Below are 22,565 nucleotides of genomic sequence, written 5' to 3'. Positions count from 1 at the left end.
CTTCGCCGCGCGTGCACGAGTTGCTGCCGAGCCTGGACCCGTCGATCAAAGGAAGGCGTGGCCGGGCGGGGCGCCTTCCCGCCGATGTCATTGAGTGCATGGATGGCCGACGTGTTGGAACCGTACTTCTTGGGCTAAATCACACGGTCGTAGATCGACTACTGCTAGCTCGCCTCACGTTGCAGACGGATTACATCCGCGAATTCAGAAATCCGATTTCTAAGCGCATGCGAATAGTCACATCTAATCCCCCTTCCATCGGCGGCGTATCCTCGTTGCACATGACGATAATTCAGGAGTTGGCTCGTCGCGGTGGTCCGCAGGCGTTTGCGTGAACCATCATCGCCACCCGCGACGGCGCAACTCCATCCTTTCGGCTTCGCGCCGCTTATTGAAGAGGAACACGCATGTCGAAAATTTTGGTTTCTGTTGCGGCCCCTTTTCTGGTCGTTGTGTCAACGATAGTTCCTGCCCTAGCCGAGGGAGATCCAGCCTTGGGGCAAAAAGCCTTTCAGCGTTGTTCCGCCTGTCATTCGACCACCGATCAGAAAAAGGCGGGGCCCGGGCTCGGCGGTGTTGTTGGGCGTGCCGCAGGCTCTGTGGAGGGCGTCCGCTATTCGGCAGCCATGAAAGACATTTGGACTGGTGTGGGACGAGGCCACATTGGATCGGTTCCTCGCAGCGCCCGGCGATGTTGTACCGAAGACTATAATGACCGTGAGCGTGCCCAAGGCTGAGGATCGGCAGAATATCATCGCTTACCTGAAGTCCCTGTCCCGGTAGGCGAGCAGCCCGGCCAGGCATGGCGTGCTTGGAAGGGCATGGAAGGCGGCTTGGGATGTCGTGTGCCGATCGCGGATTGACATGATTGCCCGCGCTTTTGCATCGCATTCAGAAGCCGCATTTCTAACCACATGCAGTATGCGCAAACTAATCCGCGGCCGCCGGACGAGCTATCGTCGCCGGGGAGAGCAGGCATTTGGCCGACGGCGTCCTGTTCATCTCTCAGGTTGGCGTCGGCACCCGCCGCGCGCTTTCCTTAGTACGACTGGTTCTAACGACCAGCTGATAAGCCTCCAGCACGGAGCAGAGCCGTAGAAACTATAGGAGATCCGACCAGCCATGATCATACTGAATATCAACGGCAGCCAGCACGAGGTCGATGCCGACCCCGAGACGCCGATCCTTTGGGTCCTGCGTGACACGCTCGGCATGACCGGCACCAAGTTTGGCTGCGGTGCGGCGCTCTGCGGCGCGTGCACGGTTCACCTCGACGGCGAGGCCGTCCGCTCCTGCAGCATGCCACTCTCCGCTGCCGAGGGCGCGAGCATCACCACGATCGAAAAGGTGACCGACGGCACCGACCGCGTTGGCGCCGCTGTTCATGCCGCTTGGGTAAAGAACGATGTGGCTCAATGCGGCTACTGTCAGAGTGGTCAGATTATGAGCGCCGCTGCGTTCCTCGCGTCCCTGCCAAAAGGCAAGCAGCCGACTGTCGCTGAGATCGATGCTGCAATGGAAGGCAACATATGTCGCTGCGGAACTTATGTCCGAATCCGCGCCGCCATAGCCGACGCTGCCAGCACTCTCATTTAAAGGAGACGCTCCATATGTTGCCGAACCCGAACATAGAATATAGCCAACTGCCGCGTGCCCTGCAGCACATACTGGAAAAAGGACGCTCAACGATTGTCCCGGCGATGCCGCGCCGGAGTTTCCTCAAATTGACGGGAGCCCTCGGTTTGGCCGTCGGCGTTTTCCCCCATCTTGCCGTCGCGCAGTCCGCCGACGCCGCTGAAGCGGGCTTGAAGCCTACGGAGCTGCCTTCTGCGTTTGTTCAGATAGCACCAAATGGCGAAGTGACGGTCACGATCAATCGGTTGGAATTCGGCCAGGGCGTCCAGACGGCATTGCCGATGATCCTGGCAGAAGAGCTCGATGCGGACTGGAGCCTTGTGCGTAGCCAGCTCGGCACCAATGACGGGGCCTACGTCGATCCGCTCTTCGGCATGCATCTCACCGGAGGTTCCAACACGATCAAGAACAGCTTTACGCAGTATCGCGAACTGGGTGCGCGCGTCCGCGCCATGCTCCTTGCTGCGGCGGCCGCCCGCTGGAACGCGGAGGTTGCAACGCTGCGGACCGAAGCCGGTGCTGTTCTCGCCTCCGATGGCCGTAAGCTTGGTTATGGAGAGCTCGCCGAGGCGGCGATGGCGCTGCCAGTGCCCCAGAAGATAGCGCTGAAGGACCCGAGGGATTTCCGCATCATTGGGAAGCCCACTCAGCGACTGGACGCGCAGGCCAAGAGCAGTGGCCAGCAGAGTTTTGGCATTGACTTTAAGCTACCAGGACAATTGACGGCCGTTGTCGCGCGCCCACCGGTGTTTGGCGCCACGATTGCTTCCCTGGACGATAGTGCAGCACGCGCAATAAAGGGCGTAAGAACTGTTTTGCGGATTCCGTTGGATCGCGACGCCGAGGGCGTGACTGTTATCGCGGACGGGTATTGGCAGGCCAGTCAGGGCCGTGATGCCCTGAAGGTGAAATGGGACACATCGGCTGTCGAAAAGGTCGATAGCGAAAAGCAGCTTGCCCAGTTTCGCGAGATTGCCACTAAACCCGGCCCGCGCCAGTTCGATGCCGATATGGCGCCATTGGAAACGGCACCGCTCACCCTGGATGCCGAGTTCGTGTTCCCGTATCTCGCTCACGCGGCGATGGAGCCGCTGAACTGTACGGTTCAGCTTTCTGAGGATCGTGCCGAGATTTGGATGGGGAGTCAAAGTGCCGGGCTTGATGCAGGCGTTGCCGCAAACGTGCTCGGCCTCAAGCCGGAACAGGTCGTGGTGAATGTGCTCACATCGGGTGGCGGCTTTGGTCGACGCTTCTCGAGCAGCAGCGACACGGCAATGGAGGCCTGTCAGATTGCCAAGGCCGCCAGGGCGGCAGGGATCGATGCACCGGTGCGCATGCTCTGGAGCCGCGAGGACGATATGAAGGGCGGCTACTACCGCCCGACGCACCTTCATCGCGCCCGCATCGGTTTTGACAGGCAGGGCAACGTGCTGGCCTGGGACCACACCATCGTCGGCCAGTCCATCCTGACAGGAACCGTGTTCGAGCAATTCCAGGTGAAGAACGGCATCGATGCCGCCACGACCGAGGGGATGCGGAATCCATATCCGCTTCCCATGCGTCTAACAGTCCATCACCCTGTTGCCAACGTGCCGGTTCTCTGGTGGCGTAGCGTTGGCTCCACCCATACGGCTTTCGTGATGGAGACCTTGCTTGACGATATAGCGCGCGCCACCGAGCAGGACCCGGTCGCCTACCGTATGAAGATGTTTGGCGAGGAGCACATTCGTCATCGCGATGCACTGCAGCTCGCCGTAGACAAGAGCGGTTACGGCAGCAAGAACTTGGCGGAAGGCAGGGCATGGGGCGTTGCCGTGCATGAGTCCTTTTCGTCCGTGGTGGCATATGTGGTCGAAGCCTCCGTCGCCGATGGACAGCCAAAGCTGCATCGGGTCACCGCCGGGGTTCACTGCAATCTGGCGGTCAATCCCCGGACAGTAGAAGCGCAGGTTCAGGGCGCGGCGATCATGGGTCTGTCGACGTGCCTTCCTGGCTCGGAAATCACGCTCAAGGACGGTGTTGTGGAGCAAAGCAACTTCAGCGAATACACGGTGGCAAGGATCACTGACGTGCCGGAGTTCGACGTCCACATCGTACCGAGTGCCGAAGCCCCGACAGGCATGGGCGAACCCGGCCTGCCGCCTTTGGCCCCGGCTTTTGCCAATGCCATTTCGCGGCTCACGGGTAAGCCGGTACGGCAGATGCCTTTTAACCTCGCTTAGACCAACATCGGATGAGCTGATCTGGTCCTGTGCGCCGCCAGAGTGATGAGTGGTGCACGGGACCGAGACGCCCAATATGACGTTAATCCCAATTCGCTCTAGCCTTTAAAACGAAGCGCTTCAACGAGTAGAGCAAACGCAGCCGTGTGCTGACGTCTGCTCGGGTAATAAAGGTGATAGCCAGGGAATGGCGGGCACCAGTCTTCCAGGACCCGGATCAGTCGGCCGTCTGCGATATGTTGCGACACCTGATCTTCGAATGTGTAGGCAAGCGCCAGCCCGTCTAAGGCAGCGGCTTCCAGCATGAGTCCATCATTCAAAATGAGCGGCCCATTCATTCTGACTTGGAGTTCTTCTCCATCGCGCTCGAACTCCCATGCGTACAATCCGCCTCCAGTGGTCTGGCGGTAACTCACGCCCCGGTGTTCCCCGAGTTCGCGGGGCGTTTGCGGGATTTTGTGGTTCGCGAAGTAGGATGGCGACCCGACGACTGCCATGCGCAGGTCCGGGCCGATCCTGACGGCCACCATGTCCTTCTGGACCTGCTCGCCAACCCGGATGCCTGCGTCGAACCGGTCCGCCACAATATCCGTGAGGCCCTCGTCAAGAATGATTTCCATCTCGATGTCCGGATATTCCGACAGGAACTTGGTGACGACGGGCCAGAGCACGCTTGTGGCGGCATATCGAAACGTAGTGATGCGGATCGTACCCGCAGGCTTGTCGCGAAGTGCGGTGACAGCTGCGATCTCGCTTTCGATGTGATCGAACGCCGGACGGAGGTTTCGCAGCATGCGTTGCCCGGCGTCCGTCAGCGACAGGCTTCTCGTGGTGCGAGAGATCAGCCGCACCCCCAGCTTCTGCTCCAGCATCCTGACTGAGTAGCTGACCGCGGATTGGGAGAGCCCCAGTTTGGCGGCCGCGCGGGTGAAACTGCCGGCCTCGGCGACGGCGATGAAGGCTGCAAGTTCACTAAAATCACCGTGCCTCATTGATCAATCCCATTTCTGACTTCATGCAGATTATAGCGACTAATCAATGCTTGTCGCCATTGCTATCTCTGTGTCTCACAGCCGTTGAAGCGGCGATCAAGAGAAAGATTGACCGTGCAGGCCGCCCCTGTCCTGCTGCTCACCAGCTGGTTCGGTGCCCGCCAGCTCCATAGTCTCGCTGCTTATTGGGCGCTGGCGGTCGTCGCCGTCCATGTCGGCATGCGCTGGACCCTGATCATGGCCTCTGGGGGTTCATGGCTCGGCTTGGAGTTTGCAACGCCGGCCGGACGCGGATAGGCCGCACCCTGGCGCCAGTCATCGCGGCCTACGGCGTCTACAGCTGGATCGTCACGGGAATGCGGTCGCGGCTTATAGCGAAATGACGATAAACTTCTGGAATTTTAAGGAGGAAGCGCTGCGGTTCTTTCTGCACCAGGCCGCAATTATGGGGGCTGTTTGTGTGCCTCGTCCATTACGTGACCAGCTTATTGCTGCTACAGCGGAGGGACTCAGCAGAATCTCGTCATTAATGGCAGGTCGCCGGTTCTGCTCCAATCAAGAGCAAAGGATCAAACAAGCAACAAGCAAACAAGTTCACCTTCTCGCCCCGAAAAACTTTGTCCCGCTGCTACCCTTGATCCAAATTTGGTGATCCCATGGCGCTTACCTTTTTCGGGATCAGTAGCCATCTGAGATCAAGTTCCAGAATGCGTTGTCGCAAGACAGGGTTTCAAAATCCGCCAGAGCGCAAAGCTGTTGGTACGAGGCTTCGGAATTGCGCCGATTTGCCCAGTGTAAGCAATCAATGAACTTAACTTTGCGTTCGTGATCACTCATCGGCGCTTCGCGCGATCCCTTGGCGTGCAAGCGGGACTTCCTGTAAATGCGGCCGTCGCGCATTGTGACAGTGACCATGTGCGGGAGGCGCTCCACGCCTTTTTCCTCGTCAGTCGAATAGGACTGCATTTCGATACGCGGCATGAACGCCCGGACCTCCGGCCGCCCGATCGCCTGCCGTGTAAAGTCCGAAAGGCTAAGGGAGCCTTTGAGGAAACCTGTCGCCAGGCAATATTGCATCGAGAAGCGGGCCTGCATCTCGTCGGTGGGGTCGGGATAAGCGAGGTTGCGGGCAGCGGATATGCCGACTTTCGCCTCGATGCCGGCAATGTCGCCCGCCAGAAGCCCATGCTCCTGCTTCAGATCCAGAAGCGCGTCGATCGCGCGATGGGTCGAGGCGCAGCAGGGATGGCGCTTGGTCACCACGCCCCGGCTCTCGATGATATGTTCCTCTTCGAATGTCAGTCCCTCCCAGCCCTTGGCATCATCGCCCCCGAATAGATCGAGGAAGCCTTGCGGCCGTTCGAGGATATCCGGCCGCCCGCTCATGCCCGCAAGCGCCATGCGCGCCGCGTCCACGGCATTGCGCGCGGCAATGCCGGCGTGAAGCGGTTTGGCGGTCGTGCCGAATTGCCCTTTCGGGCCGCAGGCGAAGCTCGTCGCGACGCTCATCGCCGCGGCTAAGGCGTCTTCGCCGGCGCCGAGAAGCCGCGCTACGCCAGCCGCGGCCCCGATGCTGCCGACCGTCGCCGTTGCGTGCCAGCCTCTGTTGTAGTGAGAGGGATTGACGCCAAAGCCGACTGCCGCTTGCGCTTCCAGCCCGGCCAGGTAGGCCTCGAGAAACCGTCTTCCGCTTGTGGCTTGGCCGCTCGTCAGAACCGCCAGCAGCGCCGGCACCAGCACCGCGGAAGCATGCGCTCTCGCCGGATGGAAATTGTCATCGAAATCGAGCGCATGAGCCGCCGTTGCGTTGATGAGTGCGGCGAAAGAGGGCGAGGCGGAGCCGCCCGTGACGAGCCGCGCTTCGCCGCCTCCGGCGATTTCCCCGTCGAAGGCGCGGGTGAGCGCGGCAACGCTTTCATCGCCCCTGCCTGCAATCATGCAGCCGATGGTGTCCACTGCAGCATCTCTGGCCCGGTCCATGGCGAGGTTTGAGAACGTCGTTCGCGACAGGACCTGTTCCGCGATCTTCCGGAGAATGGTGGCCATTGACGAAAGTCTTTCCGTGAGTTTGGTTCTCAGCGGAAAATGTTCAACTTTCCGCAGGTCCGCAATCTTATGCGGTTTGCGGGTAGGGCTATCGGTAATTGGAGATAGAATGGCGCGAGACACGAGTGCGGCGATCAGCCTGAAGCATATCGCGGCCTATGACGCCATCGCCGCGACGGGCTCGACGATCGCCGCCTCCGTCGAGCTTGGGATCTCGCAATCGAACGCCAGCCGCTTGTTGCAGCAACTGGAAGACTATCTCGGCGTCCGGCTTTTCGAACGGGAAAAGAACCGGCTTCAACCGACCCGCGAGGGGCTGCAGCTCGGCCCGGAAATCCGCGCCATTTCCGACCGGCTACGCGCCTTGAAAACGGCGGCGATAGAGCTCGAGAGCGGTCGATCCCGCGAGATCATGCTGCGGCTCGCCTTTCCCGCCAGCCTGTCCTCGACGCGCATTCCAAAGCTGGTGAAGAACTTTCTCGCAGCGAATGGTCCGATGCGCGTCGAAGTCGCATCCGGCAGCTATCTGGCAATAGAACGGATGGTGGCCGACGGCGAGGCCGATCTCGGTTTCGCACGTCTGCCGCTGATGAGTCCGGGATTGAAACAGGAGAAGGTCCTGTCGTCACGGATCATTTGCGCCCTGCACAACGATCATCCCAAGGCCGGCAGCGGCGTATTGTCGGTCGGCGACCTGAAAGGGCAGGATCTGATCATGCTGAACAGGGAGCGACCGGTTCGCCATGAGCTGGAGGCGTTGTTCTACAAGGCTGGCATCCGTCAACGCCCCTTGCTCGAGGCGCATTCAGTGGCGAGCGCCTGTGCGCTGGCCGCGCAGGGGCTCGGCATTGCGCTGGTCGGCGAGATCATCGCCCGCGAATATGCGACGCTGCCGCTGAAGTTCATTCCGCTCGAACCGGAACTGCGGGTTGCTTACGCGCTGATCAGCGGAGAGAAATTTCCGATGCCCAAGGCCGCCAGCCTTTTCCTTCAAAGCATTTCGGACTGGCCATGATGACGGTGCTTGAACCGTTCCGGGGGATCATAAACGCATGAATATCAAGCAACTGGAAGTCCTGCGCACGCTTCTGGCGACGGGGTCGACGATTGCCACGGCAAAGGCGATGGGTCTCAGCCAGTCCGGTGTCAGCCGCCTCCTCCAGCAGCTCGAGGCGGATCTTTCGATGTCGCTTTTCGTCCGCGACAAAGGCCGTCTCCTCCCAACCCCCGAGGCCTTGCTTCTTGCCCGCGATGCCGAGAACATATTGCTGGCGGTCGATCGAATGTCGGGTCATGCGGAGGATCTGAGGAGCGGCGCCGCCGGCCCGGAGATCGTCCGCATCGGTCTGCCGAGCAGCATGTGGGAGCATTTCGCGCCGGCAATGCTGGTCGATTACGTCCGCGATTTCCCCGGTGTGCGGATCGAAACCTTCTTCGAGACGACGACGGCGATCAACAAGCTCGTCGAGCAGAGGGTGATCGATTTCGGCTTTCTGCGCATGGAGGGTGAGAGCGGACCGGGCATCGAGGTCGAGCGTGTTGCGATCGGCGAAAGCGTCTGCGTCGTTCCGAAGAATCATCCTCTTGCGAAACTGGAGGAAATCACGGTCAGGAATTTGCGCGACGTTCCTCTCATTTTGATTGGCCGCCAACGGCCGAACCGCATGGCGCTCGACCAGACCTTCCGGCGGGCAGGCGTCAAGCAGATCGTCAAGATCGAGACGCACACCAACAGTTCCGCCTGTTCCTACGTCGCACATGGCCTCGGGGTAACGATCATCAGCAGCTTTTATGCGAATCTCTATCGCCACCTGCCGGTGGTTCACCGTCCTTTTGTCCCACGCGCGACCCAGGAATTCGGATTGGCGAGGGCGGTCGGAACGCCGCTCTCGATTGCCGCCCACGCTCTGAGCGATGCCTTAAAACGACAGATCAAACTTTCTCAAAAAGAAATTTGAAATCAAATGATTAGCTCGAATTTTTGGCTGAAAAGCAGCCGCTTCGGTTGAGATCGCATTCCGCATAGACTTATGACGGAATCGCATAATATTGCGGATATTTTTTCATTCGATCATAGTCTGGGGCAACGAAACCGATGGCGCCGGGCATTGTCCGTTGCCCATCGCGGGGAACAAAAATGCTGAAATTCGTTCTGAACCGCCTGCTGATGGCATTGCCGACGATCGTGCTTGTTTCGGTCACGGTCTTCACGCTGATCCGCTTCATACCAGGCGATCCGGCAGCACTGATGCTGGGTGATATGGCTGAGCCAGATCAGATCGCGGCGATGCGCTCGGAACTTGGCCTCGACAAATCGCTGCCGGAACAGTTCCTGATCTGGACCGCCAATGTCGTGCAGGGTGATTTCGGCCGCTCGATCGTCAATGACGAGGCGGTTCTGCCGCTCGTCGCATCGCGCTTTCTGGTCAGCGCCGAAATCGTCATCGTCGCCGTCCTTCTGGCGAGCTTCATCGCCGTGCCGGCCGGTGTCATCGCCGCCTGGCGGCAGAACAGTCTGACGGACCTGGCGCTGGTCGGCACGGCCACGATCCTGCTGTCGATCCCGACATTCTGGCTCGGACTCCTGCTTCTGCTTTTCTTCGGTTTGAAACTCGGCTGGCTACCGGTCCTGGGCTATGTCTCGATCGGCGGCAATGTCACCGGCGGCCTGCTCTACCTGGTGCTGCCGATCATGACCCTGGTCATTCATGAGATGGGTGTGTTGATCCGCATGGCGCGCGCCTCGACGCTTGAAGTGCTGCGTCTCGATTATATCACCCACGCCCGGGCCAAGGGCCTTTCCGAAAGCGCCGTCCTTTGGCGGCATGCCTTCAAGAACGCCTTCGGTCCGACCTGGACAGTCATCGGTCTGATCCTCGGCAATCTGCTCGGCGGCATTGCCGTCATCGAGACGGTCTTCACCATTCCGGGGCTCGGGCGACTGATGGTCGATAGCATTTTTGCTCGCGATTACCCCGTTATCCAGGGTTGCCTGCTGTTCGTCTCGCTTTCCTATGTGCTGGTCAATTTGGTCGTCGACCTGCTCTATCCCTTGTTCGATCCGCGGGTAGTCGCCGAATGAAAAACGTCACGTTCAACAGCTTCATCGGCAGCATTCTGATTGCCGCATTGCTCATCTCCGCTGCGATCGGCCTTTTCTGGACCCCCTATGACCCGATGAAGCTTGGCTTTACGGCACGGCTGGCGGCGCCAAGCAGCACCCACTGGCTCGGAACCGACGAATTCGGCCGCGACGTGCTCAGCCGCCTGATCGTCGGCGCCCGGGCGAGCGTCTGGATCGGCACCTTGACGGTCACATTCGCGACGGTCTGCGGCACGCTGATCGGTCTCGTCAGCGGCTACGCCCGCGGTTGGATCGATGCAGTCATCATGGCTGTCAACAATGCGCTTCTTGCTTTTCCTGGCATCCTTCTGGCGCTTGGATTGCTCGCCGTCTTCGGCGCCAACCAATATGGCATCATCTTCGCGCTGGGCATTGCCTATTCTCCCTCCATGGCCCGCGTTGTCCGGGGTGCCGTCCTGTCGCTACGCGAGCGGGAATTCATCGAGGCCTCCAAGGTGATGGGCAATGGCGAACTCTACACCATGTTCCGCCATATCCTTCCCAATTGCGTCGCCCCGATCACCGTGCTTGCGACCTCGATGTTCGGCTGGGCGATCCTTTCTGAAAGCGCGCTCAGCTTTCTAGGCCTCGGCGTTCCGCCACCGGCGCCGACCTGGGGCAACATGCTGGCTGCCGGCCGGCCATTCATCGAGCAGGCTTTCTGGCTGGGTCTGTTCCCGGGCCTGGCGATCGCCCTGACGCTCCTCGGCATCAATCTCCTGGGCGATGCTCTTCGGGACAAGCTCGATCCGCGGATGAGGGGGCTGAAATGACCAATGAATCGCTTTTGAATGTCCGCAACCTGTCGCTTCAGGTCGCCGCAACGGGTGTGCAGGTTGTCAAGGACGTCAGCTTTGACATCGCCCCAGGCGAGATCTTCGGCATCGTCGGAGAAAGCGGATCGGGCAAGACGCTGGCAACACGCGCCCTGATTTCGCTGCTGCCGGCGCCTATCAGAGTGATCGGCGGCTCCGTTGCCTACAGGGGACGCGACGTACTTTCCATGAACGGCGCGCAATTGCGCCAATTGCGTGGTGCAGAAATCGGTGTCGTCTTCCAGGAGCCGATGACCTCGCTCAATCCCTCGATGACCGTCGGCCGCCAACTCGAAGAAGGGTTGCAGCTGCATACGAAGCTTTCGCAGGAAGAACGGCGCAGCCGGATCCTCGACATGCTGAACCGGGTCGGGATCCGCGACCCCGCCGGGGCGCTCACTTCCTATCCGCATGAATTCTCGGGCGGCATGCGCCAGCGCATCATGCTGGCATCGGTCATGCTGCTGAAACCGGCGCTGTTGATCGCCGACGAGCCGACGACGGCGCTCGATGCCGTGATCCAGCGCGATGTCATGGAATTGATGGTGGAACTGACGCAAGCGGAAGGCACCGCCGTGCTGCTGATCAGTCACGACCTGCCGATGGTTGCCCGCTACACGAACCGCGTCGTCGTCATGGAAAAGGGCGTGATCGTCGAAGAAGGACGCACCGCCGATCTGCTCGACGCACCACAGCGTGCCTATACGAAGAAACTGCTTTCCTCCCTGCCATTCCGCGGAGAGACGCGAACGATCGACAAGACCAAGGCGCCGATGATCTCGGCGCGGGATATCATCGTCGATTATGCAGGCCGGCGGTCGCTGATGAAGAAGGCAGTGCCGAAGCGGGCGCTGCATGGCGTCAGCATTGATATCCACGAGGGCGAAGTCGTTGCCTTGGTCGGCGGTTCGGGTTCCGGCAAAACCACGCTCGGCCGCACCATTGCCGGACTGGTCCGGGAGAGCGAAGGCGATATCCGGTTCAAGGGACGCAGCCGCGACGACGACTGGATGGACTATCGGCTGAATTGCCAGATGGTTTTTCAGGATCCTTATTCCTCGCTCAATCCTCGCATGACCATCGTCGCGCTTGTGGAAGAAGCGCTGCGGCTCGTTCGCGATCTCGACGCTGCGGCAAAGCACAAGCGCGCCCTGGAGACGCTGGAGGAAGTCGGGCTTGGGGTCGACTACGCCGGGCGCTACCCGCATGAGCTTTCGGGCGGCCAGCGTCAGCGCGTGGCGATTGCCCGCGCCATTGCGCGCCGGCCGAAATTCCTAATCGCCGACGAACCGGTATCGGCCCTCGACGTGACGGTCAGGGCGCAGGTGCTCGAACTCCTGTCCGATCTGCAAAAACGCTACGGCTTTTCCTGCCTGTTCATCAGCCACGATCTCGGCGTGGTCGAGCAGGTGGCCGATCGCGTCGTCGTCATGCAGGACGGCCGGATTATCGAGGAGGGCGACCGCGATACGGTTTTCGACAGCCCGAAGGAGGCCTATACGCAAAGGCTTCTCTCGGCCATCCCCGCTCTGGACCACAATGCTCAGGGCGGCGTGATCCTCAAATGGCGCCTGGAGAACTGATATGACGACGATGGTTGAATCCGGAAAGCTTGCGGAGCGATTGAACGAGATCTGCGATGCCCAACCGTTCGTAACGCGCTTCATGGTGCGTGCGCTTCCAAGCGGTGAAACGATCGGCAGGGGCGCTGACGAGGAAACTCCCTCCGCCAGCACCCGAAAGACCTCGATCATGATGGCAGCCTTGAAGGCCGCGCATGAAGGCCGCCTGGATCTGGAGGAACGGATCACCTACGAAAAGCGTTTCGCCGAGGAAGTGGCGAGCGGGATGTTCCGCTATCTGACGCCCGGTATCGTCATATCGCTGCGCGATGCCATCACCGGCATGATGGTGCTGAGCGACAATGTGTGCACCAAGATGGTCTTCGAAAGGCTGACACTCGAAGAGGTCGACGGTTATTGCAAGTCTATCGGCATGTCAGGCACCAACCATCGCTTCCTCATCCCTCCCTTGGCGCTGTCTCCCGATCATTCATTGAAGGCCGTCACCACGACGACGGCGCGGGATCAGGTCTATCTACTGCAGACCATCCTGGATGCGCAGGATTCGCGGGAAGCCGCGGACCGGCTCGGCTGCTCGCAGGCGCTGTGCGCCTACGCACTTCAAACCCTGAAGAACCAGATCCTGCGCTATGCCATTCCCTCCCGGCTGCCATTCGGTGTGCTCGTCGCACACAAGGGCGGCACGGGAAAGCGCGGCCGCATGAATGCCGGTATCGTCTATCGCGACGGGTCCCCCTTCTACATCATCGCCGCCTATACCGACGACGTGCCGCAGGAAATGCCGGACGGCACCCCTGGCTACGCGGTCGCGCTTGAAACCATCGGCAGGCTTTCACGCGCCTGCTGGGATGAATTCCAATCCTAACGATCCATAAAAAGAGGGTAGAACAATGCATAAGCTTCTTCTTGCAGGGGCCATGTTGATGGCGATGACCGGCGTGGTCGACGCCCGCGACATCGTCGTGGCACAAAGCTCCGACCTGCGCAGCAACAATCCGGGCATCAATCGCGACGGCAATACCGATGGCGTCATCCTGCATATTGTCGAAGGGCTCGTCGGCTATGCCAACAATGGCGAGGTCAAGCCGCTGCTGGCAAAGAGCTTCGAAGTGTCGGCGGATGAGCTGACCTACAGCTTCAAACTGCGTGACGACGTCAAATTCCACAACGGCAAGAAATTGACCGCCGATGACGTCGTGTGGAACTGGAACCGTTATCTCAAGCCCGAAACGAAATGGACCTGTCTTCCTGATTTCGACGGCAGCGGCAACGTGCATATTACGGGGGTCAAGGCAGTCGATGCTTCGACCGTCATCATCACGCTGGAAAAGCCATCCGCGGTTTTCCTTGGCCTGATGTCGCGGCCCGAATGCGGTTACACCGGGATGATCTCCCCGGAATCGGCCGGCGCGGACGCGAGCTTCATCAAGCCGATCGGCACCGGTCCCTTCAAATGGGATGAATGGAAGAAGGGTGAGTATATCCATCTTGCCAAGTTCGACGATTATGTCTCGCCCCAGAACGACGGCAAGCCCGACGGCATGGTCGGCTCCAAGCGCCCTCTCGTCGACGGCATCAAATTCATGGTCATTCCCGATGCTTCGACCGTGAAGGCCGGCCTTCAGTCCGGCGTGCTCGATACCGCGGAGATTTCGCCGGATCTCATCCCCGAATTCAAGACGAGCGACACGATGCAACTGATCGTGGCCCGCAACAACGGAAAGAACCTTTTCTACATCCAGACGCGCGACAAGGTTCTGAGCAATCCCGGCGTGCGCCGCGCCATGGCGATGGCACTCGATCTCGACCAGCTCGTCGAGGCAGCCTCCAATGGCACCGGCGCAGCCAACGGTTCCATGGTTTCGCAAGACTCGCTCTATTTCGACGATGTCCAGAAGAAGCGTCTCCCCTACGACCTCGACGCCGCGAAAAAGGAGCTTGCGGAGGCCGGCTACAAAGGCGAGCCGATTACGATCATCGCCAACAAGCGCAGCAACGTGCCAAGCTTCCCGGCCGCGGTGATGGCACAGGCCATGATGCAGCAGGCAGGTCTCAATGTGCAGATCGAGGTGCTCGACTATGCAACGCAGGTCGATCGCCGCCGGTCCGGCAACTATCAGGTCATCTCGCAATCGGTCGCGCCGCGGCTCGATCCGGTGCTGATGTACGGCTTCTATGTCGGCAATAAGGACAAGAATGCTTCGTTAATGTGGGATGATCCGAAGGCAGTCGAGTTGATGAAGGCCGCCTACGCGGAGTCCGATCAGACGAAGCGTCAGGCGATTTTCGATGAGTTTCACACGCTGATGCTCAAGGAAATGCCGGGTATCTTCCTCTATGACATGGTCGATGTCTGGGGCGCGAGCAAGAAGCTGAAGGGCCAGCCCGTCTGGCAATCGAATGCCCGTCTTTGGGAAGTTTCGCTCGACAACTGAGCCTGAATTGCCGCGCCCGGTGGGATGGGCGCCGCCATCTTGCTTCGATAGTCAACGGGAGATCCGGCAGGCAGACCTGCCGGGTCCGGTGCAACACGTCCCTGTGGCGGTAGGACAGACAGACAGGAAATGCCATGAATCTTGATGCCATCAGCTCTATTGCCGCGACGATCGAAACGATGAAGCCGGATTATATCGCTCTCAGTGACAGTATCTGGGATTTCGCGGAGTTGAAGTTCGAGGAGCGGCGCTCGTCGCAATTGCTGGCAAGGACACTTGAGGAAAACGGCTTTGCCGTGCGCCGCGGCGTCGCAGACATGGAAACGGCCTTCATCGGCGAATCCGGCAGCGGCAAGCCGGTGATTGCTTTCCTCGGCGAATTCGATGCCCTGGCCGGAATGAGCCAGACCGCCGATGTGGCCGAGCCTGATCCTGTAACGGCGGGAGCAACCGGTCACGGCTGCGGGCACAATCTGCTGGGCGTTGGATCGCTGATGGCGGCGGTCGCGCTTGCTTGCCACCTGAAGGAGAACAACCTGCCCGGGACAGTGCGCTATTACGGCTGCCCGGGAGAGGAGGGCGGTTCCGGCAAGACCTTCATGGTTCGTGCCGGCGCATTCGATGACGTCGATGCCGCCCTGACCTGGCATCCGGCTCCGTTCAACGGTGTTCGTTCGACGAACAATCTTGCCGTTCTCGAATATTACTATCGCTTCAGGGGTGTCGCAGCACATGCTGCCAACAGCGCCCATCTCGGCCGTTCGGCGCTCGATGCGGTCGAACTCATGAATGTCGGCGTCAATTTCATGCGTGAACACATGCCGCAGGATTGTCGCGTTCACTACGCAATCACCGACGCCGGCGGCAGTGCCGCCAATGTCGTGCAGGCCAGCGCCGAGGTTCTCTATTTGATCAGGGCGCCTGACATGTCGCAGGCGCTTGAGCTTGCCGGGCGCGTCGATAGAGTTGCACGAGGTGCCGCGATGATGACCGAAACCGAGGTCGAGATCGTGTTCGACACGGCCTCGACGAACCTTCTTCCGAACATCACGCTCGAAACGGCAATGCACGAGAACATGGTTGCGCTCGGGCCGATAGCCTTCGACGAGGCCGACATCGCCTTCGCCAGGCAAATCCAGGATACCTTCACGCAGGAAGCGATCAGGAGCAGCATCCGCCTCTATCAGATCAAGGGCGATGTGTTCTCCAATGCCAAGGTCGATGGCTCGACGCCCTTGCACACCGGTCTGCGCGACTTCGAAGGACAATCGCATTTCCGGGCCGGATCGACCGATGTCGGCGACGTCAGCTGGGTGACGCCAACCGCGCAATGCTGGGCGCCAGCCTGGGCGATCGGCACCAATCCCCATACCTGGCAGGTCGTCGCGCAGGGAAAAAGCCCGGCCGCGCACAAAGCCATGGCGCACGCGGCCAAGACGCTTGCCACGACAGGCCTCGCATTGATGGCGTCATCGGACCTCCTGGCAGCCGCGAAGGCCGAGTGGCGGGAAAAGACCAGCGGAAAAGCGTATGTGTGCCCGATACCCGACGATGTGATGCCTGCATCGGTTTATAGCCCGTAACCCGTCTCCGTCCGTTGGATGATACGCCGGCGACCGGCATCGTATCCGCTTTCAGCAAGCGCTAAAGGTATGTCTGTCGAAATCGTGGAACTGAGGCATTCACCGCGAACCTCCAACACGTCGGAAAAGGCAAAGATGACAAGCTCCGACTGGCGGGTGGGAGTGCTGTTTTCCAGAAGCGGAATTAGCAAAATTAGAGGAGGTCAATGCGGCGGGGGCGTGCTTGGCAAGCCCATCGTTCCGATCGCCTATGATCCAGGCGCAAGGGTTAACAGAAGGTAAAATATGCGCGGCTGCGGTCGTTGGCGCGGCGCTCTCGATTGAGTCCCAGGGTGAGGGCATCGAGGTGCGACTGAGGTTGGCCGAGGGCATTGGCATCCAACACTTCAATTCCGGTTCGGCATATTCGATGACCTGCCCGGGCGAGGAATCAGACGTGCGCCAGCCTTCGCCCCCAAACTGATCGCATGCCTTGCTACGGGTTGCGAATGTCGCCTCGCCAGCGAAAGCGGTCAACTCAAACTTTGCGCAAGCAATCCCTATTGTTTGACTACCTCCCGATGGTTGACCGAGCAATCCAACGACGCGACAGCCAGCAAATCTCGGCTTTCATTGGCCCCTGGAGGCGGACATCGACTGTAGACCCGCCGCGGGCGGCGAGCCGATTCTGCTGGAAGGGAACTGCCTGTAGACTCTTACTAGCCAAACAGCCCTTCGCTCGCGATGCCCTTCGTCAGCTCCAGCGCCTGGCGCTCGAACAGTCCGCGATAGATCCCGCTCTTGCGCCGGATGAGACTAACATGAGTACCTTCCTCGGCGATTTGTCCGTGGTCGAAGACCAGCAGCCGATCGAGCGCGCGCACCGTCGACAGGCGGTGAGCGACGACCAGTGTCGTGCGTCCCTCCATTAGCCTCTCCATTGCCTGCTGGATGAGCATCTCCGATTCCGAATCGAGACTCGAGGTCGCCTCGTCAAGGATCAGGATCGGCGCATCGGCCAGGAATGCGCGGGCGATGGCGATGCGTTGCCGTTCGCCGCCGGAAAGCTTGATACCGCGTTCGCCGACAAGCGTCGCATAGCCCTTTGGCAGCGCCTCGATGAAATCATGGGCGCTGGCAAGCCGCGCAGCCGTTCTGATCTCCGCTTGCGTGGCCGTCGGCCTCGCATAGGCGATATTTTCCGCCAGCGAGCGGTGAAAACAGGATGGGCTCCTGCTGCACGATGGCGATCTGGCGGCGAAGAGAGGTCTGCGCCACCTTGGAAATATCCTGCCCGTCGATCGAGACCATGCCGTGGTTGACGTCATGCAGACGCTGGATCAGCTTGATGAAAGTCGTCTTTCCGGAGCCGGAATGGCCGACGAGGCCGACTCGCTCACCCGGTTTGATGGTGACCGAGAAGTCCTTGTAGAGTGGAGCATGGTGGTTGCCATAATGGAAGGTGACATGATCGAACGTGATCAGGCCGGCCTTCACATGGAGAACTGGCGCGCCGGGAACGTCCTCCACGCCCAAAGGCTGTGCATGGATGGTGACAAGCTCCTCCATGTCGTTCACCGAACGCTGCAGGTTGCGGATATGCATGCCGATTTCACGCAGATAGCCCTGAAGGATGAAAAAGGCTGTCAGGACGAACGTGATGTCGCCCGCATTGGCCTTGCCGTTAGCCCAGAGCCAAAGGGCAAGGCCCAGCACGCCGCCGCGCAACAGGCTGAGCAGCGCATTCTGCGAGGTGCCATTCAGGGTGCCCCGCGTCCAGGTGCGCCCTGTGCGATCCTGCCACTTGCGGGTGACCGAGGCGAGACGTTTGTCCTCCCGGCCTTCAGCGCCAAAGGCCTTGACCACGGCATTGCAGGTCACCGCATCGGCGAGCGCGCCGCCAAGGCGTGTATCCCAGCTATTGGCCATGCTGGCCATCGGCGCAACATAGCGCAAAGCCATTGTCGCGGTGAACGCGATGAAGAATACGGATCCGGCGCCGACCAGCAGTCCCATCATTGGCCAGTACCATGTCATCAGAATGGTCGAGCCGATGAGCATCACCAGCGATGGGAAAAGCGCGACGAAGACGGTGTCGTTGAGCAGGTCGAGCGCCCACATGCCGCGTGTCACCTTGCGAACGGTGGAACCGGCAAAGCTGTTGGCGTGCCAATCGCTCGAAAAGCGCTGGATATGGAAGAACGAGTTCGCCGCGATCTCCGACATCGACTTCAGCGTGAAGCCAATGATGGCGGTGAACGTGGCATGCCGCAGGATAACGGCGCCGACCGACAGTACCATCAGCCAACAAAAGGCGTTGAAGGCGCTGTTCCATATTGCGGCATCGCTGGCCTGGCCGGACACCACGGCGTCGACCAGTCGGCCGGAGAACAAGGGCGTGAGCACATCCGCAAGCGTCGACAGCATCGCTGTGAACAACATGAAGGAGGCGCGGCCCGGCTGATGCTTCCAATGAGCCCAGCAATAACGGAAAACGCTGCGAAAAGCACCGCCGCGGCGGGATTTGAAACCAAGAGCCATTGATGTATCCGGCTTTCGCCGGCTCCGTCATAGGGAAAAAAATGTCCGCGCAAAACCGCGCGAAATGGTTTGGTGAGGAACGATCGACGGGAAGGTTAGCACCAGTCCATCAGGTTCTGTCGCATTGGAAAACGCTGGCGGCTTCAGGCGATATTCGCGGAAGCCACTGGGGAGTTGGAAAAAATAGCCATCGAAAACTCCCTAGAACCGTGTTGAATGATTATCAATCCTAGATTGGTTGGGCGCGCAGGCCAAGTCAAATCCGGCGAACTTTTCGGCGAATCTTTGAGATGCGGCATACTTGCAACATCAGCCAGGTCGTAAGCTCCCCCGAAAAGTAGTCACCAAGGGCGGGCCGTCGGCATGACCATGAAATCTGGCCACGAGCCATTACCGATCACGTGCCCGCAAACCTGAATGGTGCAGCTCTTCAGGATTGGCGATAGCCGAAGCGACTCGATGGGAGCGGGATTGCGTGAGCGCATGCACGGCGGTCAACTATCTGACCTCGCTGACTGGATAGATCCTGAGGATACCCAGGCGGTGATCAGTCGTGATCGCTGCAATACCCGCTTCATATGCGGCGCGGACGATCGCCTCGTGCAATTTCTCGGGTTCGATCTCTCCAGTAAGGACCTCCAAACACGTTCTCACCGCCGTGAAGAATTCTTCACCATCGTCGGTAGGCCATTCCTTCAGCAACAGTTGGGCAGCCTCGCGAGCGGTACGGATCACCTTGCGATCTTTCCCTTCGGCAAAAACAAGAATTATCGTTGGGAACCTTCTCAACATATCCAATCTCATTGCCCCTGAACTTCGCGGGACGGCCAGTGCCAATGCCGGGCCATGGTTCGGACCGGGGTTGACCACACATGCTCGTCAACCATGTTCCGTATCGTTTCGACAAACGTGTCGCGTATCCTTCCCACCTCCGCTGACAGAGTTAGCCAGATTGGCTTCCAGCTCACGGGCTGCCGTCTCAAGGAGTCGCTTGAATTCTTCGGAGATCACGCCATCTGCGCGCATCACGATGGCGATTAGTGGATCACAAAGAGCGTCGGATATCGTCAGCTCATCGTTTTTTCCGGCAGTTGCGCCAACGGAGCAATAACATCCCGAGGAAAATAACACGTTCATGGACATACCTTCCATTCGGGGTGTTCGGAGAGAGAACGCAGCTCGGCCTGATGGCTTTTGAGGTTCAATGTCCATCGGCGTCCTCGTGCGACCGAGTGCCTCGAAAGGCATTTTTGGGCAATCTGCGACACGGCAAGGCCGATGACAGATGGGTTGTGGACGGTGGCCGGTGGGGCGTGAAAGGCGTCGTCGGCTGTGACTTGGGTCGCGCAGTGGCAGACGGTACATGCGTCCTCATGCACCGCGACCAAGGGACCTGCCATGCGGTAGCCTGCCGAGCGGCCCACATGCAGATGGGGCGGCAGGCCGGCTTCCGATGCTCGGCAGACCGACAGGAGATCCTGGGCCGGACGAGAATCGTCGCCGGCGAGAATGAAGAACGGATTGTTAGCGTAGTCTGCGATTAACCGTAGCGCCGAGGCGCCTTCAGCAAATTCCGGCAGCGCGAAGACATTGGCCGAGAAACGCGCGGCCAGATGGGTCGCCAGCCTGTCCGTCTTCAGCCAGCCGAGATTCGCCTCGCTCGCCCATGGGAGATGGTTCAAGTTGTTCTCATCGATACGTTCCGCATCGACGAGAAGGAAATGGCGCGCGCCGAGGGCCGCAAGCTGGATGGCAATCCGCGAGCCCAAGCCGCCGCATCCGATGATGACGAAGTCGATTTCGCGAAACCGTGCGAAGTCGCGTCGCCGATGGCAACGAGGCGTCAGGAAGGCGTCGTGGTGATTAGTTGCGGCGGCGACATACTCGTCCTCCGCCAGCATATCGGAAGCCTTCAGTGAGACGCCGAATGCAGGCCTAGTAACAGTGGGGCTCTGTTCCTCGACAGCATCGGTACTATTGCCGGTGAACAGAGCCCCCCTGCCGCCCCACCCAAGGTTGTGGGCGAAGAAGTGCGGGAAATCGACGGGCGCACGGACTGCCGCTGACAATCGTCTAGACCGATAATTGATCATCACATCGCCTCCATTTCGCTGGGCGCGATTCCGCGGATCGTCGCGGCGTAGCGACCGTAGTCCTTGCCCACCGCATGGTCGGCGGCCTTCGGGATCACGTGGAATTTTCCGTTGTACCAGAGGCTGATATTGTCGCCGCTGTCATCGATCTGTCGCCGGCCGATCCGAGGATCGATCGGCTCCTTGCCGCGCAGGAGCATCTGTCCGATATCCCAGGCTTGGCGATCGAGAACTCGCTGGCGCTCGGCAAGATGGGCCTGGCGGTGCGCGACAGGCTCTTCGGCAAGCAACTGGCCCACGAGCTCCAGGATCCGGCCACTCCAGGAAGGAATGGCGGCGATGTCTGGGAGGTCGAGGAGGACATCGCCGCCGAGACGTTCGATTCCTTTCCGAGCGATGTCGATGAGCGGGACTTGCCGCGCGGCATAGGCGATTATGAATGCCGTTTTCCGGGCGCGGCGCTCAGGATCCGCCTCGGTGGATAGGCATGCCATGCGCATGGCGCACTCCCAGGGAATGGTGTAGGCCGTATGCAGGATGCTCTCGAGCGTCTGTAGGTCGTTTTTGTATGGGGAAACATATTGGAACTCCCCAGGCAGGGATGCCGCCGCCGAGGTCGTATAAAACCCAAGCAGGATATTCGCCGCCTCGTGAAGCAGTTGGGCTGCGGTCGCGGCATGATCGCCGTCGCGCAATCTCGCTCTGGAAAGAGCGATGAGCGCGCTGCCCGGCAATTCGTTCGAACTCGAAAAGGAACACTGCGGTTCGCGCCGCACGCCAACGTGAAGCGTGTGCACGCCGGCGATCAGACGCTGATAGCCGCACTCATCTAATTCCGCGATTAATGCGAAGGCCTTCTCGAGATGGTCGGCGATGCGATCCAATTCCGCATCGTCCGTGATGGGGCGGTCGGGCCCGGGATAGTCCGGCATGCACTGGCGGAGGAGGGCTTGCATGATAGGGCTTCGCGCCGGGCTTTCGATGCGGACGAGGCCGATGCCGCAAGAGAGCCGGCACGCCGGCTGACGTTCGAGTTCAAGATCCGATGCGATCAGATCCGGCTGCAGATAACCGCTGACGACTTGCACATCGGGGCGGGCTGCCTGCCATTCCAGACTGCGCGCGAGCCCACCCATCCAGGCTGCAAGCGCGGATGAACGGTAGGGGTCGGCACCGACCGGTCCGGCAACCGCTGACGGAAGCTCCAGCAGACGAGTGTATCCGCCATCTGCAAGATCGGGGAAATAACCTGCCAGCGCCTCTATCCCGACCGAACAATCGGCGAGCTTCGAAGCCGCCGCAAGCGTGCGGCCATACTGGAAGCGTCGCTTCAAAAGGTTGCGAGTTGCCACGCGCTGCAGGGAGACGGTACTTGCCATCAGGGGATTGCGCTTGAGCAGGAGACGCGCCTCATCTGCTAATTCTTGTATACGGGACGCGGACATCGGCAGCCTCCGTGGGTTAGTCTTCGGACGGATCAAGGTTGCACTCGGGCGAAAGTGCCCGAGTTCGGGACG

The 22,565-nt window shown here is 60.1% G+C and carries 18 protein-coding genes and 2 pseudogenes; 13 read left to right on the top strand and 7 right to left on the bottom strand.

The window, feature by feature from the left end; translation table 11 throughout:
• The first annotated feature begins 407 nt into the window (after positions 1-407).
• The 3 genes from ACZ9BX_RS23530 to ACZ9BX_RS23520 all read left to right on the top strand — a co-directional run bounded on the left by ACZ9BX_RS23530 (position 408) and on the right by ACZ9BX_RS23520 (position 3,857).
• Positions 408-737: a c-type cytochrome gene (locus tag ACZ9BX_RS23530; protein ID WP_476220448.1), complete on the top strand. Its 330-nt coding sequence runs from the start codon at positions 408-410 to the stop codon at positions 735-737.
• A 385-nt stretch (positions 738-1,122) separates the two neighbouring features.
• A complete protein-coding gene (locus ACZ9BX_RS23525) occupies positions 1,123-1,596 on the top strand; it encodes a (2Fe-2S)-binding protein (protein WP_476220447.1) in 474 nt (157 codons plus the stop codon).
• A 14-nt stretch (positions 1,597-1,610) separates the two neighbouring features.
• Positions 1,611-3,857, top strand: a complete 2,247-nt coding sequence (locus tag ACZ9BX_RS23520) for a xanthine dehydrogenase family protein molybdopterin-binding subunit (protein WP_476220446.1) — start codon at positions 1,611-1,613, stop codon at positions 3,855-3,857.
• A gap of 98 nt (positions 3,858-3,955) precedes the next feature.
• On the opposite strand, the gene ACZ9BX_RS23515 is transcribed toward ACZ9BX_RS23520, so the two are convergent.
• Positions 3,956-4,849 (bottom strand): LysR family transcriptional regulator, encoded by an 894-nt coding sequence (locus tag ACZ9BX_RS23515; protein WP_476220444.1) that lies wholly within the window; start codon positions 4,847-4,849, stop codon positions 3,956-3,958.
• Between the two features lie 108 nt (positions 4,850-4,957).
• On the opposite strand from ACZ9BX_RS23515, the gene ACZ9BX_RS23510 reads away from it, so the two are divergent.
• Complete coding sequence (locus ACZ9BX_RS23510) at positions 4,958-5,146, top strand: hypothetical protein (protein ID WP_476220442.1); 189 nt, start codon at positions 4,958-4,960, stop codon at positions 5,144-5,146.
• A gap of 381 nt (positions 5,147-5,527) precedes the next feature.
• Here the strand turns inward: ACZ9BX_RS23510 and ACZ9BX_RS23505 are convergent, their stop codons facing one another.
• Positions 5,528-6,895, bottom strand: coding sequence for an MmgE/PrpD family protein (locus tag ACZ9BX_RS23505; protein WP_476220440.1), 1,368 nt, complete (start codon positions 6,893-6,895; stop codon positions 5,528-5,530).
• Positions 6,896-6,934: 39 nt separating this feature from the next.
• Between ACZ9BX_RS23505 and ACZ9BX_RS23500 the strand changes: the two are divergent.
• From ACZ9BX_RS23500 to ACZ9BX_RS23465, 8 genes and pseudogenes are all read left to right on the top strand, one after another.
• Positions 6,935-7,910: pseudogene (locus tag ACZ9BX_RS23500) on the top strand (LysR family transcriptional regulator).
• 37 nt (positions 7,911-7,947) lie between these two features.
• Positions 7,948-8,853 (top strand): LysR family transcriptional regulator, encoded by a 906-nt coding sequence (locus ACZ9BX_RS23495; RefSeq protein WP_476220439.1) that lies wholly within the window; start codon positions 7,948-7,950, stop codon positions 8,851-8,853.
• 179 nt (positions 8,854-9,032) lie between these two features.
• A complete protein-coding gene (locus ACZ9BX_RS23490) occupies positions 9,033-9,977 on the top strand; it encodes an ABC transporter permease (RefSeq protein WP_476220437.1) in 945 nt (314 codons plus the stop codon).
• On the top strand, positions 9,974-10,792 hold the full coding sequence (locus ACZ9BX_RS23485; RefSeq protein ID WP_476220436.1) for an ABC transporter permease: 819 nt from the start codon (positions 9,974-9,976) through the stop codon (positions 10,790-10,792). Before ACZ9BX_RS23490 ends, ACZ9BX_RS23485 begins: the two co-directional genes overlap by 4 nt.
• A complete protein-coding gene (locus ACZ9BX_RS23480; RefSeq protein ID WP_476220434.1) occupies positions 10,789-12,417 on the top strand; it encodes an ABC transporter ATP-binding protein in 1,629 nt (542 codons plus the stop codon). The genes ACZ9BX_RS23485 and ACZ9BX_RS23480 overlap by 4 nt, the downstream gene beginning before the upstream one ends.
• A 1-nt stretch (position 12,418) precedes the next feature.
• Positions 12,419-13,282, top strand: a complete 864-nt coding sequence (locus tag ACZ9BX_RS23475; protein WP_476220432.1) for a serine hydrolase — start codon at positions 12,419-12,421, stop codon at positions 13,280-13,282.
• A 25-nt stretch (positions 13,283-13,307) separates the two neighbouring features.
• Complete coding sequence (locus tag ACZ9BX_RS23470) at positions 13,308-14,852, top strand: ABC transporter substrate-binding protein (RefSeq protein WP_476220431.1); 1,545 nt, start codon at positions 13,308-13,310, stop codon at positions 14,850-14,852.
• Between the two features lie 134 nt (positions 14,853-14,986).
• Positions 14,987-16,435: a M20 family metallopeptidase gene (locus ACZ9BX_RS23465; protein ID WP_476220430.1), complete on the top strand. Its 1,449-nt coding sequence runs from the start codon at positions 14,987-14,989 to the stop codon at positions 16,433-16,435.
• A gap of 698 nt (positions 16,436-17,133) precedes the next feature.
• On the opposite strand, the pseudogene ACZ9BX_RS23460 reads toward ACZ9BX_RS23465, so the two are convergent.
• Positions 17,134-18,955: pseudogene (locus ACZ9BX_RS23460) on the bottom strand (ABC transporter ATP-binding protein).
• A 2-nt stretch (positions 18,956-18,957) separates the two neighbouring features.
• On the opposite strand from ACZ9BX_RS23460, the gene ACZ9BX_RS23455 reads away from it, so the two are divergent.
• Positions 18,958-19,188, top strand: a complete 231-nt coding sequence (locus ACZ9BX_RS23455) for a hypothetical protein (protein ID WP_476220429.1) — start codon at positions 18,958-18,960, stop codon at positions 19,186-19,188.
• Between the two features lie 265 nt (positions 19,189-19,453).
• Here ACZ9BX_RS23455 and ACZ9BX_RS23450 read toward each other — a convergent pair whose 3' ends face one another.
• From ACZ9BX_RS23450 to ACZ9BX_RS23435, 4 genes are all read right to left on the bottom strand, one after another.
• Entirely contained in the window at positions 19,454-19,759 is a 306-nt protein-coding gene (locus ACZ9BX_RS23450) for a DUF982 domain-containing protein (protein ID WP_476220427.1), read from the bottom strand.
• 75 nt (positions 19,760-19,834) lie between these two features.
• Positions 19,835-20,092: a hypothetical protein gene (locus ACZ9BX_RS23445; RefSeq protein WP_476220426.1), complete on the bottom strand. Its 258-nt coding sequence runs from the start codon at positions 20,090-20,092 to the stop codon at positions 19,835-19,837.
• Positions 20,089-21,048: a ThiF family adenylyltransferase gene (locus ACZ9BX_RS23440; RefSeq protein WP_476220424.1), complete on the bottom strand. Its 960-nt coding sequence runs from the start codon at positions 21,046-21,048 to the stop codon at positions 20,089-20,091. The genes ACZ9BX_RS23445 and ACZ9BX_RS23440 overlap by 4 nt, the downstream gene beginning before the upstream one ends.
• Positions 21,048-22,493 carry an aKG-HExxH-type peptide beta-hydroxylase gene (locus ACZ9BX_RS23435; protein ID WP_476220423.1) on the bottom strand — a complete coding sequence of 482 codons (1,446 nt, stop codon included), beginning with the start codon at positions 22,491-22,493 and terminating at the stop codon, positions 21,048-21,050. Before ACZ9BX_RS23435 ends, ACZ9BX_RS23440 begins: the two co-directional genes overlap by 1 nt.
• Positions 22,494-22,565: the final 72 nt, after the last annotated feature.

The organism is Rhizobium sp. USDA 3886 (assembly GCF_056279785.1).
Note: the sequence above shows the minus strand (reverse complement) of the source record. Positions and strands in the feature narration are given on the sequence as shown.

Coding starts and splice junctions, on each gene's coding strand:
- ACZ9BX_RS23530 (WP_476220448.1), top strand. CDS start 408: ATGTCGAAAATTTTGGTTTCTGTTGCGGCCCCTTTTCTGGTCGTTGTG.
- ACZ9BX_RS23525 (WP_476220447.1), top strand. CDS start 1,123: ATGATCATACTGAATATCAACGGCAGCCAGCACGAGGTCGATGCCGAC.
- ACZ9BX_RS23520 (WP_476220446.1), top strand. CDS start 1,611: ATGTTGCCGAACCCGAACATAGAATATAGCCAACTGCCGCGTGCCCTG.
- ACZ9BX_RS23515 (WP_476220444.1), bottom strand. CDS start 4,849: ATGAGGCACGGTGATTTTAGTGAACTTGCAGCCTTCATCGCCGTCGCC.
- ACZ9BX_RS23505 (WP_476220440.1), bottom strand. CDS start 6,895: ATGGCCACCATTCTCCGGAAGATCGCGGAACAGGTCCTGTCGCGAACG.
- ACZ9BX_RS23495 (WP_476220439.1), top strand. CDS start 7,948: ATGAATATCAAGCAACTGGAAGTCCTGCGCACGCTTCTGGCGACGGGG.
- ACZ9BX_RS23490 (WP_476220437.1), top strand. CDS start 9,033: ATGCTGAAATTCGTTCTGAACCGCCTGCTGATGGCATTGCCGACGATC.
- ACZ9BX_RS23485 (WP_476220436.1), top strand. CDS start 9,974: ATGAAAAACGTCACGTTCAACAGCTTCATCGGCAGCATTCTGATTGCC.
- ACZ9BX_RS23480 (WP_476220434.1), top strand. CDS start 10,789: ATGACCAATGAATCGCTTTTGAATGTCCGCAACCTGTCGCTTCAGGTC.
- ACZ9BX_RS23475 (WP_476220432.1), top strand. CDS start 12,419: ATGACGACGATGGTTGAATCCGGAAAGCTTGCGGAGCGATTGAACGAG.
- ACZ9BX_RS23470 (WP_476220431.1), top strand. CDS start 13,308: ATGCATAAGCTTCTTCTTGCAGGGGCCATGTTGATGGCGATGACCGGC.
- ACZ9BX_RS23465 (WP_476220430.1), top strand. CDS start 14,987: ATGAATCTTGATGCCATCAGCTCTATTGCCGCGACGATCGAAACGATG.
- ACZ9BX_RS23455 (WP_476220429.1), top strand. CDS start 18,958: ATGTATCCGGCTTTCGCCGGCTCCGTCATAGGGAAAAAAATGTCCGCG.
- ACZ9BX_RS23450 (WP_476220427.1), bottom strand. CDS start 19,759: ATGAGATTGGATATGTTGAGAAGGTTCCCAACGATAATTCTTGTTTTT.
- ACZ9BX_RS23445 (WP_476220426.1), bottom strand. CDS start 20,092: ATGAACGTGTTATTTTCCTCGGGATGTTATTGCTCCGTTGGCGCAACT.
- ACZ9BX_RS23440 (WP_476220424.1), bottom strand. CDS start 21,048: ATGATCAATTATCGGTCTAGACGATTGTCAGCGGCAGTCCGTGCGCCC.
- ACZ9BX_RS23435 (WP_476220423.1), bottom strand. CDS start 22,493: ATGTCCGCGTCCCGTATACAAGAATTAGCAGATGAGGCGCGTCTCCTG.